The sequence below is a fragment of the Streptomyces africanus genome, from assembly GCF_002150735.1.
In the GTDB taxonomy this organism is placed as follows: Bacteria; Actinomycetota; Actinomycetes; order Streptomycetales; family Streptomycetaceae; genus Streptomyces; species Streptomyces africanus.
The window spans coordinates 1-11,281 of the sequence record NZ_MUKA01000272.1 but is presented as its reverse complement, the minus strand read 5'-3'; the positions used below and the strand labels follow the sequence as shown (position 1 = coordinate 11,281).

11 protein-coding genes and 1 pseudogene are annotated in these 11,281 nt (G+C 76.0%); 10 read left to right on the top strand and 2 right to left on the bottom strand.

Features of this window, described 5'->3' with window-relative positions; all coding sequences use genetic code 11:
• From CCL05_RS30605 to CCL05_RS30570, 8 genes are all read left to right on the top strand, one after another.
• Positions 1 to 556: glycosyltransferase family 9 protein (locus CCL05_RS30605; protein ID WP_143589970.1), on the top strand; the 556-nt coding region annotated here is incomplete at its 5' end.
• Complete coding sequence (locus CCL05_RS30600; RefSeq protein ID WP_086563938.1) at positions 553 to 1,503, top strand: glycosyltransferase; 951 nt, start codon at positions 553 to 555, stop codon at positions 1,501 to 1,503. The genes CCL05_RS30605 and CCL05_RS30600, both read left to right, overlap by 4 nt.
• On the top strand, positions 1,500 to 2,717 hold the full coding sequence (locus tag CCL05_RS30595; protein ID WP_086563937.1) for a glycosyltransferase: 1,218 nt from the start codon (positions 1,500 to 1,502) through the stop codon (positions 2,715 to 2,717). Before CCL05_RS30600 ends, CCL05_RS30595 begins: the two co-directional genes overlap by 4 nt.
• Positions 2,717 to 3,520 (top strand): D-sedoheptulose-7-phosphate isomerase, encoded by an 804-nt coding sequence (locus CCL05_RS30590; protein ID WP_244204467.1) that lies wholly within the window; start codon positions 2,717 to 2,719, stop codon positions 3,518 to 3,520. The genes CCL05_RS30595 and CCL05_RS30590 overlap by 1 nt, the downstream gene beginning before the upstream one ends.
• A gap of 1 nt (position 3,521) precedes the next feature.
• On the top strand, positions 3,522 to 4,886 hold the full coding sequence (gene rfaE2 / locus CCL05_RS30585; RefSeq protein ID WP_086563936.1) for a D-glycero-beta-D-manno-heptose 1-phosphate adenylyltransferase: 1,365 nt from the start codon (positions 3,522 to 3,524) through the stop codon (positions 4,884 to 4,886).
• A gap of 65 nt (positions 4,887 to 4,951) precedes the next feature.
• Positions 4,952 to 5,929: a glycosyltransferase family 9 protein gene (locus CCL05_RS30580; protein WP_086563935.1), complete on the top strand. Its 978-nt coding sequence runs from the start codon at positions 4,952 to 4,954 to the stop codon at positions 5,927 to 5,929.
• 14 nt (positions 5,930 to 5,943) lie between these two features.
• Positions 5,944 to 6,825 (top strand): glycosyltransferase family 2 protein, encoded by an 882-nt coding sequence (locus tag CCL05_RS30575; RefSeq protein WP_086563934.1) that lies wholly within the window; start codon positions 5,944 to 5,946, stop codon positions 6,823 to 6,825.
• Entirely contained in the window at positions 6,822 to 7,718 is an 897-nt protein-coding gene (locus CCL05_RS30570; RefSeq protein WP_086563933.1) for a glycosyltransferase family 2 protein, read from the top strand. Before CCL05_RS30575 ends, CCL05_RS30570 begins: the two co-directional genes overlap by 4 nt.
• 54 nt (positions 7,719 to 7,772) lie before the next feature.
• On the opposite strand, the gene CCL05_RS30565 is transcribed toward CCL05_RS30570, so the two are convergent.
• Both CCL05_RS30565 and CCL05_RS30560 read right to left on the bottom strand, forming a co-directional pair.
• Positions 7,773 to 8,093, bottom strand: coding sequence for a DUF3040 domain-containing protein (locus CCL05_RS30565; RefSeq protein ID WP_086563932.1), 321 nt, complete (start codon positions 8,091 to 8,093; stop codon positions 7,773 to 7,775).
• Between the two features lie 136 nt (positions 8,094 to 8,229).
• A complete protein-coding gene (locus CCL05_RS30560; protein ID WP_086563931.1) occupies positions 8,230 to 9,138 on the bottom strand; it encodes a polysaccharide pyruvyl transferase family protein in 909 nt (302 codons plus the stop codon).
• 149 nt (positions 9,139 to 9,287) lie between these two features.
• Between CCL05_RS30560 and CCL05_RS30555 the strand changes: the two are divergent.
• Positions 9,288 to 9,479 (top strand): annotated as a pseudogene (locus CCL05_RS30555) (transcriptional repressor); the annotation flags it as partial.
• 531 nt (positions 9,480 to 10,010) lie between these two features.
• A partial coding sequence (locus CCL05_RS30550; protein WP_086563930.1) for a Re/Si-specific NAD(P)(+) transhydrogenase subunit alpha occupies positions 10,011 to 11,281 on the top strand: 1,271 nt, incomplete at its 3' end.

Genomic DNA, 11,281 nt, shown 5'->3' with positions numbered 1-11,281 from the left:
CCCGGCGCCCGACGACGGCCGGCCCCGGCTGCTCCCGCCGCCCGCCACCGCCGGGCTCACCGGCCCCGAGCCGTACGTCGTCCTGCACCCGGGCGCCAGCGTCCCCGCCCGCGCCTGGAGCCCCGGGCGCTGCGCCGAGGCGGTGCGCGAACTGGCCGCCGCCGGGCACCGCGTGGTGGTCACCGGCGGCGCGGGGGAGCGCGACCTGACCGCGTACGTCGCCGGCTCGCACGCCCTCGACCTCGGCGGCCGCACCGGGGCCGAGGAACTCGCCGGCGTCCTCGCGGGCGCCACCGTCGTCGTCACCGGCAACACCGGACCCGCCCACCTCGCCGCCGCCGTCGGCACCCCGGTCGTGTCCCTGTTCTCCCCGGTCGTCCCCGCCGAGCGCTGGCGGCCGTACGGCGTCCCGTACGTGCTGCTCGGCGACCAGGACGCCCCGTGTGCGGACAGCAGGGCGCGGGAGTGCCCCGTGCCCGGCCATCCCTGCCTGGACACCGTCACCGCGCACGACGTGGTGACCGCCGTCGAGAAGCTGATGGGGGAGGCGGCATGAGGATCCTGCTCTGGCACGTGCACGGATCGTGGACCACCGCGTTCGTGCAGGGCCCGCACACCTACGTCGTCCCCGTCACCCCCGACCGGGGCCCCGACGGACTCGGCCGCGCCCGCACCTGGGACTGGCCCGACTCGGTCGTGGAAGTGCCGCCGGAACGGCTGCGGGACGAGGACATCGACGTCGTCGTGCTGCAACGCCCGCACGAACTCGACCTGGTCGACCGGTGGCTGGGCCGTCGCCCGCCGCTGGTGTACCTGGAGCACAACGCCCCGCACGGCGACGTGCCCGACACCCGCCATCCGGCAGCGGACATCCCCGGTGTCACCCTCGTCCACGTCACGCACTTCAACCGGCTGATGTGGGACGCCGGTCCGGCGCCCAGCACCGTCATCGAGCACGGCATCGTCGACCCCGGGCCGCTGTGGACCGGGGAGCTCGAACGCGCCGCCGTCGCCGTCAACGAGCCGGTCCGGCGCGGCCGTACCACCGGCACCGACCTGCTGCCGGCCTTCGCCGAGGCGGCCCCGCTGGACGTCTTCGGCATGGGCACCGAGGGCCTCGCCGGCCATCTCGGCATCCCCGCCGACCGCTGCCGCTCCCACGAACTCACCCAGAGCGAACTGCACTCGGCCATGGCGCGGCGACGCGTCTATGTCCACCCCGTCCGCTGGACCTCCCTCGGCCTGTCCCTGCTGGAGGCGATGCACCTGGGCATGCCCGTGGTCGCGCTCGCCACCACCGAGGTCACCGAGGCCGTCCCGCCCGGCGCCGGAGTGGTCTCCAACCGGATCGACGAACTGACCCGCGCCGTACGGAACTTCGTCGCCGACCCGCTGCACGCGCGCATGGTCGGCGAGGGAGCACGGGCGGCGGCGCTCGCCCGCTACGGGCTGTCCCGCTTCCTGGACGACTGGGAGCGGCTGCTGAAGGAGGTGGCCCGATGAGGATCGCCATGGTCTCCGAGCACGCGAGCCCCCTCGCCGCGCTCGGCGGCGTCGACGCAGGGGGCCAGAACGTGTACGTGGCCCGACTGAGCGAGGAACTGGCCCGGCGCGGCCACGACGTCACCGTCTACACCCGGCGTGACGCGCCCGGCCTGCCCGACCGGGTGCCGCTGCCCGGCGGGGCCGTCGTCGAGCACGTGCCCGCCGGGCCGGCCGAGCCCGTCCCCAAGGACGAACTGTTCCCCTACATGCCCGACTTCGGCGCCTGGCTGGCCCGCGCCTGGGCCCGCGAGCGGCCGGACGTGGCGCACGCCCACTTCTGGATGTCCGGCATGGCCTCCCGGATCGGCGCCCAGCCGCACGGCGTGCCCGTCGTGCAGACCTTCCACGCCCTCGGCACCGTCAAGCGCCGCCACCAGGGCAGGCTCGACACCAGCCCGCCCGAACGCGTCGGCATCGAGCGGCAGATCGGCAGGGGCTGCGCCCGCGTCCTGGCCACCTGCACCGACGAGGTGCACGAACTGGCCGAGCTGGGCGTGCCGCGCCGCCAGGTGTCCGTGGTGCCCTGCGGGGTGGACGCCGACCAGTTCCGGCCCGGGGCACGGTCCGACGGCGTCCCGGCACGCCGCGCACGGCACCGACTGCTCGCCTGCGGCCGGCTCGTCCCGCGCAAGGGCTACGACCAGGCCGTACGCGCCCTCGCCCGGATCCCGGACGCCGAACTCCTCATCGCGGGCGGACCCGCCGCCGACCGGCTCGCCGACGACCCCGAGGCGCGGCGGCTGCGGCGGCTCGCGCGCAGCACAGGCGTGGCCGACCGGGTGCGGCTGCTCGGCGCGGTCGACCCGGACGGCATGCCCGCCCTCATCGGCAGCGCGGACCTGGTGCTGTGCACGCCGGTCTACGAGCCGTTCGGGATCGTGCCGCTGGAGGCGATGGCCTGCGGCGTGCCCGTCGTCGCCACCGACGTCGGCGGCCACCGCGACAGTGTCGCCGAGGGCACCACGGGCCGGCTCGTCCCGCCGCAGGACCCCGAGTCGATCGCCGGCGCCGTACGCGAACTCCTCACCGACGACGCGCTGCGCCGCCGCTACGGCGGCGCCGGCCGCGACCGCGTCCTCGACCGCTACACCTGGCGGCGCGTCGCCGACGGCGTGGAGCAGGTCCACCGCCAGGTCCTCGCCGGACACGCACAGCAGAAGGAGGTGGCGTGATGACCGTGCACCCGCCCGTCACCGGCCACTGCGACGAACTGCAGGACGCACTGACCTCGTTCCGCGCCTCGGCGCACATCACCCAGCGGTGGGGCGAGCACCTGGCGGCCGTGCTCACCGGCGGCGGCCGGCTGCTGGCCGCGGGCAACGGCGGCAGCGCGGCCCAGGCCCAGCACCTGACCGCCGAACTCGTCGGCCGCTACCGCGACGACCGGCCCGCCTTCTCGGCGATCGCCCTGCACGCCGACACCTCCAGCACCACCGCCATCGCCAACGACTACGGCGTGGACGAGGTGTTCGCCCGCCAGGTCCGCGCCCACGGCCGCCCCGGCGACGTCCTGATGCTGCTGTCCACCAGCGGCGCCAGCGCCAACCTGCTGTCCGCCGCGGACGCCGCCCGCGCGGCCGGCGTACGGGTGTGGGCCCTCACCGGCCCGGCGCCCAACCCGCTGATGGCGGGCAGCGACGAGTCCCTGTGCGTCGAGGCGCCGACCGGGGCCACCGTGCAGGAACTCCACCTGGTGGCGGTGCACATGGTGTGCGAGGCGTTCGACACGGCGGTGGAGAACGGGGCCTGGCGCGGGCACGACGCCGGCCGGCGGGACGGCGACGGCAGGCAGGACCGGCACGGCGGCGAGTGGGACGGCGACGGCCGGCAGGACGGGCACGGCGGCCTGCGGGACGGTGACGGCCGGTGGCTCGACGGCAGCGCCGGCCGGCAGAACGGGCACGGCGGCCTGCGCGACCGCGACGGCCGGTGGCATGGCGGTGGCCGCAGCCGTGACGGCGACGGCAGGAGGTGACATGAACGGCAAGGCACCCCTCGTCGTCGTCGGTGACGCGCTGCTGGACCGGGACGTGACCGGGCGCGCCGAACGGCTCGCGCCCGACGCGCCCGTGCCGGTCGTCGACGACTGCGGGGAGCGGACCCGGCCCGGCGGCGCGGCACTCGCCGCCTACCTCGCGGCCCGCGACGGCCGCGACGTCACACTGGTGGCGGGAGTGGGCGACGACCCGGCCAGCCGCGCGCTGCGCCGCCTCCTGGAGCCCTGGCTCACCCTCGTGCCGCTGCCCCTGACCGGCCCGCTGTCCGAGAAGACCCGCGTCCTCGCGCAGGACCGCCCGGTGGTCCGGCTGGACCGCGGCGCGGGTCGCACCCGCGAGGCCACGGACGCGGCCCGCGAAGCCGTCCGCTCCGCGCCCGCCGTCCTGGTCTCCGACTACGGCCGCGGCACCGCCGACGTCCTCCGCGACGTCCTCGCCGCCCGCCCGCCGCTGGTCTGGGACCCGCACCCGCGCGGCGGCGCCCCCGTGCCCGGCACCCGGCTGGTGACGCCCGCGGAGAAGGAGGCCCACGCCCTCGCCCCGCAGGACGGCACCGCGCGCCGGGACCTGCACGCCGCCGCCCACAGCGCCGCCGCCCTCGTACGGCACTGGCGGGCCGCCGCCGTCGCCGTCACCCTCGGCGCCCGCGGCGCCCTGCTCTCCTACGGGGAGCACCCGCTCCTCGTCCCCGCGCCCGCCGCACACCACGGCGACAGCTGCGGGGCCGGTGACCGGTTCGCCGCCACCGCCGCCGGGCTGCTCGCCGACGGTGTCCTGGTCGCCGAGGCCGTCGAGGGTGCGGTCGCCGCCGCGACCGGCTTCGTCGCGGCGGGCGGAGCCGCCGCCGTGCCGAGCGCGGACGCCCGGCCGGCGCCGCCGCCCGACGACGACGATCCGTACGCCCTGGCCGCCCGGGTCCGCGCCGCACACGGCACGGTCGTCGCCGCCGGGGGCTGCTTCGACCTGCTGCACGCCGGCCACGTCGGGCTGCTGCAGGCCGCCCGGCGGCTCGGCGACTGCCTCGTGGTGTGCGTCAACTCGGACGACTCGGTACGGCGCCGCAAGGGCGGTGGCCGCCCGGTCAACCCGCTCGCCGACCGGGTCCGGGTCCTGCGCGCGCTGGCCTGCGTCGACGCGGTCGCCGTCTTCGACGAGGACACCCCCGAACGCCTCCTGGCCGACCTGCGCCCCGACGTCTGGGTCAAGGGCGGCGACTACGCGGCCGCCGACCTGCCCGAAGCCGCCCTCCTGCAGAAGTGGGGCGGTCAGGCGGTCCTCCTGCCCTACCTCGACGGCCGCTCCTCGACGGCCCTCATGGAACGGGCGGCGGAAGGAGCACGATGACGGGCCGGCACCCGATGAGCGGGGCTGCGGGGGCGCACCCGGAGGGCACACGGCAGGCTGCTGGCATGACACCGGACACGGTTCCCGAACCGAGGTCACCCCGCCTCCTCGTCCTGCGCGCCCTGGGCCTCGGCGACCTCCTCGCCGGGGTCCCCGCGCTGCGCGCCCTGCGGCGGGCGCACCCCGGGCACGAGCTCGTCCTGGCCGCGCCCGCCGAGCTGGGTCCCGTCGCCGAGGCGACCGGGGCCGTGGACCGGCTGCTGCCCGCCTCCGCGCCGGGCCGGGGCGTGCCGCACACCCTCGACTGGAGCGGACCGCCGCCGGACGTCGCCGTCGACCTGCACGGCAACGGACCGCCCAGCCACCGGCTCCTCATGGCGCTGCGCCCGCTGAAGCTGCTCGCCTTCGCCCACCCCGACACGCCCGAGGTCGACGGCCCGCCCTGGTACGCGGAGGAACACGAACGCGACCGCTGGTGCCGGCTGCTCCAGTCGTACGGCATCGACGCCGACCCGGCCGACGTGCGCCTGCCCCGCCCGGTCACCGCCTCCCCGGCACCCGGCGCGGTCGTACTGCATCCCGGCGCCGGGTCACCCGCCCGCTGCTGGCCCGTCGAGCGGTACGCGGCCGTCGCGGACGGGCTGCGCACCCGGGGCCTGAGGGTCGTGGTGACCGGCGGCGCCGACGAGAGCGACCTCGTGGCCCGGCTCGCCAAGCAGGCCGGCCTGCCCGACACCGACGTGTTCGGCGGCGGCCTCCCGTTCGGCCGGCTGTCCGCCCTCGTCGCCGACGCGTACGCCGTGATCAGCGGCGACACCGGCATCGCCCATCTCGCGGTCGCCCACGCCACGCGCTCGGTCACCCTCTTCGGGCCCGTCGCACCGAGCCGCTGGGGACCGCCGCCAGGCCCGCGCCACCGCGCGCTGTGGTACGGCCCGGAGGGCGACCCGCACGGCCGCCGCCCCGACCCCGCGCTGCTGCGCATCACCCCCGACGACGTCCTGCGCGCCGTCGACGACCTGCCCGGCATCCGACACCTGTGAGGGGGCACCGCACGATGACCATCCCGCGTCCGGAGGCCACGCCCGTCGGCATCGTCATCGCCACCCGCAACCGCTGCGCCGCCCTCGCCGAGGCCCTGCGCCACCTCGTCGCCCTGCCCGAACGGCCCCGGATCCTCGTCGCGGACAATGCCTCCACCGACGACACGCGGACCATGCTCGCCCGCGACTTCCCCCAGGTCGGCGTCCTGGCGCTGCCGTTCAACCACGGCGCCCTGGCGCGCAACTACGGCGCCCGTGCCCTGGACACGCCCTACGTGGCCTTCAGCGACGACGACTCCTGGTGGGCGCCCGGCGCCCTGAGCAGGGCGGTCCGCCTGTTCGAACGGCACCCGCGGCTCGGGCTCATCGCCGCCCGCACCCTCGTCGGCCCCGCCGCGGACCCCGACCCGCTCAACGACGTGCTCGCCGCCTCGCCCCTCGGGCGGGCCGCCGACCTGCCCGGCACCCAGGTCCTGGGCTTCCTCGCCTGCGCCTCCGTGGTCCGCCGCAGCGCCTATCTCGACGTGGGCGGTTTCCACCGGCTGCTGTTCTTCGGCGGTGAGGAGACCCTGCTCGCCTACGACATGGCGGCCCGCGGCTGGGGCGTCACCCACTGCCCGGACATCATCGCCCACCACCACCCCGCGCCCTCGCCCCGCACGGGCCGGCCGGTCGTCCAGCGCCGCAACGAACTCCTCACCGCCTGGCTGCGCCGCCCCGTGCCCTACGCACTCGCCCGCACCCGGGCCCTCGCCGCCGAGGCCCGGCACGACGACCACGCCCGGCAGGCCCTGCGCGGCACGCTCGCCCGGCTGCCCGCCGCCCTGCGCGCCCGCAGGCCGCTGCCGCCGCACGTGGAGCGGGCCGCGCGCCTGCTGGAGGGAGCCGCCGCATGACCGACCCCCGTACCACCGTCGTCGTCATCACCCACAACCGGCGCCGGGAACTGCTGCGCACGCTCGACCGGCTCGCCGAACTGCCGGAGAAGCCACCGGTGATCGTCACCGACAACGGCTCCACGGACGGCACGGCCGACGCCGTCGCTCGCCGTCACCCCTGGGTCCGGCTGCTGCTGCCCGGCCGCAACCTCGGTGCCGTGGGCCGCAACCTGGCGATCCGGCAGGTCCGTACGCCCTACGTCGCCTTCTGCGACGACGACTCCTGGTGGGCGCCGGGATCGCTGGCGGGCGCCGCCGACCTGCTCGACCGGTATCCGGCGCTCGGCTCGGTCACGGCCCGGATCGTCGTCGAACCGGACGGTACCGACGACCCGATCGTCGAGGAACTGCGCGACTCGCCCGTCCCCGGGCCCGATTGGCTGCCCGGACCGGCCCTCGGCTCGTTCCTGGCCGCCGCGACCGTGCTGCGCACCGACGCCTTCCGGACCGCGGGAGGTTTCCATCCGCGGCTGTGGCTGGGCGGCGAGGAGGAGCTGCTCGCCGCGGACCTGGCGGCCGACGGATGGTGGCTGACGTACGCCGACCACCTGGTGGTGCACCACCACCCGTCCGTGGCCCGGGACGCCACCGTGCGCCGGTCCCACGGCATCCGCAACACCCTGTGGTTCACCTGGCTGCGCCGCCCGGCCGGCCCGGCCCTGCGCCGGACCGTGGACCTGGCCCGCACGGTGCCGCGCGACACCGCGTCCCTGCGCGCCTTCGCCGAGGCCGCCGCCGCCCTGCCGTGGGTGCTGCGCGAACGCCGCGTCCTGCCCCACGAGGTCGAGTCCCGCCTGCGCCTGCTGGAACCGGCCCAGCGCGCCTCGAAGGCCCGCCGCTACACGGGCTGAACCCGCACCCCCACGCGGGATGCGGGTTCAGCCCGCCGGATCAGCGGCGGACACTCAGCCCCCGCACCACCGGCACATCAGCCGGAACAGGGCGAACAGCGTCGGCGGCCAGATGACGGCGAACGCCCAGATCACCCCCGGCTCCGAGGTGACGATCCCGGCCACCATCAGCCCGGCCGACACCGCGAGCAGCACCGCCACGGTCCAGACACGGGGGCGGTAGGAGCCGAGGCGGGACAGCAGCCGGGCGGGGTCGGGGCGGCGGCTCAGTCGCAGGGTGCGCAGCCGGCGGTCGAGACGACGGTCGCGGCGCAGCGCGCGTTCCATCTCGTCGAGGATGCGCTGCTCGTTCTCGGGAAGTCGGCCGATGGACACGCGCTTTCTCCTTCCGGGCGGCCGGACCGTCTCTCCTCCCGGGGGGACGTACCACGGGGACGTACAGGCGGGGGACGTGCGACGGGGGGACGTACAGCGGCGGACGTACAAGCGGGTGCCCCGTGAATCCCGGGAACTAACCGGGGACGGGCCGCGCCAGCGCCTCGACGAGCCGGTCCGCGCTGTCCGGCACGGTGCCCTCGCGGAACCCGTCCCGGATCTGCCGCGCGGCGACCCGGCCGCCGGTCAGGCACCAGTCCCACCAGCGGTCCAACTGCCGCACGTCCAGCCGCTCGGCGGGCACCAGCGCGGGCCAGCCGCAGGCCCGGGCCTGTGCGGTCATCTTCGCGCCGCCCTCGACCGGGTCGACGGCCAGCACCGGGGTGCCGACCCGCAGCGCGATGACCAGCCCGTGCAGCCGGTCGGTGACGACGAGATCCAGCCGGGCCAGCACGGACTGGAGCTGCGCGGGCGTGGCACTGAGGTGCCAGTCGTGCGTGTCGAGCCGCGTCTCCAGCTCCAGCCGGCCGCAGTCCTTCCCGGCCAGCCAGCGCGTCACCTCCTCCGCGACCTGCGCGTGCCGCCGCAGCTCCCCGTACTCCTGCTGCCCGTGCGTGAGGATCACCCCGACGACCGGCCGGGCCGGCGCGTCCGGGGCGCGTGCCGCGAGGTCCTCCACCGGCTCGCTGTCCGGCCCGTCCCGGGGCAGCACCCGGTGGAAGCCGGTCACGGCCGCGCTGGCGGGGTCGATCACCGAGGTGCCGACGGCGATCCGCACACAGTGCGCGAACCGCCGGTGCAGCTCCTCGACCTGCGGCCCGTGCAGCGGGCCGCACACGAACACCAGGTGCGAGTAGTCCTCCGGCCACAGCCGGTCCAGATGCAGGGCCTCCGGACGGAATCCTGGACTCCAGGCCACGTCGTACGGGATGCCCGTGCCCAGCAGTACGTCTTCCACCCGGCGCAGGGCCAGCACGTCCCCGGCGGTCGCCTCCCCGTCCCGGAAGCTGAACCACCCGGTCAGCAGAACCCTGCGCGGTCGCATGCCGTCTTGAGTGTGCACACGCCCTGAGTGCCCGCCCACCGGGAAGACAATCAGGGCATTACGGGCAACCGCTCCTTGGTCACCGGGCGTAGAAGGCGGCGTCGGACGCGAACTGCGTGCCGCCGCCGTTCTTCGTCTCCGCGCAGGAACTGCACGCCCTGCTGGCCGGCTCCGGCAGCACCGTGGGGCTCACCACCGTCTACCGCACCCTGCGCGAACCGGACCGAGCCGGGTGGGTGGACGTCGTACGCGACGAGGGCGCTGAGCGGCTCTACCTGGGGCGGCCGGCCGGCGAGAACCGCCACCACCTCCTCTGCCGCCGCTGCGGCCGCAGCCGGCCCGATCCGAGACCCGCAGCCGGGTCCGGATCGCCACCCCCGCAGGGCCGTACGGCGGTCAGCGTGTCTGCGCGACCGGCTCGCCCTTCTCCGCCGCCGTGGTGGTCGCCCGGCCGCCCGGCCGCCCGGCCGCCGGAAGCCGATGCCCAGGGCGATGGCCATGCCGTAGAACATTCACTGGTTGGCCTCGGCGAAGTCCATGCGGACGGCGCTCATGGCGTCCGGTGTCGCGTCGGCGGCGGGGCCGGTGCCGGTCGGCGGCCGGAAGTCGTCCGCGGCACGCCCGCCGAGGGCGAAGAACGCCGCCCCCGGGCGCGTCTGCTCACTGATTCAGTCTGCGCCCGGCGCCGCCGTGACGCATCAGAAGTCCGCTGGACACACCGCTACCCCTGAATGCGTCTCACGGCAACCCCTCTGCGGTGTGAGGACGACCTCGTCGGCCATGTGACCCTGGCCCGCCGCACACACGGCGTCGAGCGTGCAGGATGCGGGCACCAAGGAGGACAGACACCCCCGACGACGGAGAGGCAGACGATGGCCCCAGCGGAACCGGAACCCCAGCGGATCGGCATACCCGCCGAGTCCACTGCGGGCGAGACCAGGGTGGCGGCGACGCCGGCCACCGTGGGAAGACTTGCCGCGCTCGGCTACGAGGTGGTGGTCGAACCGGGGGCGGGAGCCTCGTCCCGCTTCTCCGACGCGGCCTACGAGGAGGCGGGCGCCCGGCTCGGCGACCCGTGGCAGGCGGAGATCGTGCTCAAGGTGAACGGCCCCTCCGGCGAGGAGATCGGCCGGCTGCGGGACGGGGCGACGCTGATCGCCCTCATCGGCCCCGCGCTGCACCCGGAACTGGTCGACGAACTGGCGCGGCGCCCGATCACCGTGCTCGCCATGGACGCTGTGCCGCGCATCTCGCGCGCCCAGTCCCTGGATGTGCTCAGTTCGATGGCGAACATCGCCGGATACCGGGCCGTGGTCGAGGCCGCGCACGCCTTCGGCCGGTTCTTCACCGGCCAGGTGACCGCCGCCGGCAAGGTGCCACCCGCCAAGGTGCTGGTGGCCGGTGCCGGGGTGGCCGGACTCGCCGCGATCGGCGCGGCCCGCAGCCTCGGCGCCGTGGTCCGCGCCACCGACCCCCGGCCCGAGGTCGCCGAGCAGGTCCGCTCGCTGGGCGGGGAGTTCCTGACGGTGGGCGTCGAGCAGGAGGTGAGCACCGACGGCTACGCGCGGGCCACCTCGGAGGACTACGACCGGCTCGCCGCGCAGCTGTACGCCGAGCAGGCCGCCGACGTCGACATCATCATCACCACCGCGCTCATCCCGGGCCGCCCGGCGCCGAGGCTGGTCACCGCCGAGGACGTCGCACGGATGAAGCCCGGCAGCGTGATCGTCGACATGGCCGCGGCCCAGGGCGGCAACGTCGAGGGCACGGTCGCGGGCAAGGCCGTCGTCACCGACAACGACGTGACGATCATCGGCTACACCGACCTGCCCGGCCGGCTCCCGGCCCAGGCCTCGCAGCTGTACGGCACCAACGTCGTCAACCTGCTGAAGCTGCTCACCCCGGGCAAGGACGGCCGGCTCGTCCTGGACTTCGACGACGTGGTGCAGCGGTCGATGACCGTGGTCCGCGACGGCGAGAAGACCTGGCCGCCGCCCCCGGTCCAGGTCTCCGCCGCACCCGCGCCCGCCACGCCGCAGGCGAAGCCCGCACGCCCCGCGTGGTCCTCGTACGCCCTCGTCGGCGCCGGGGCGCTCGCGCTGTTCCTGGTGACGGCCTTCTCACCGAGCGAACTCATCGGCCA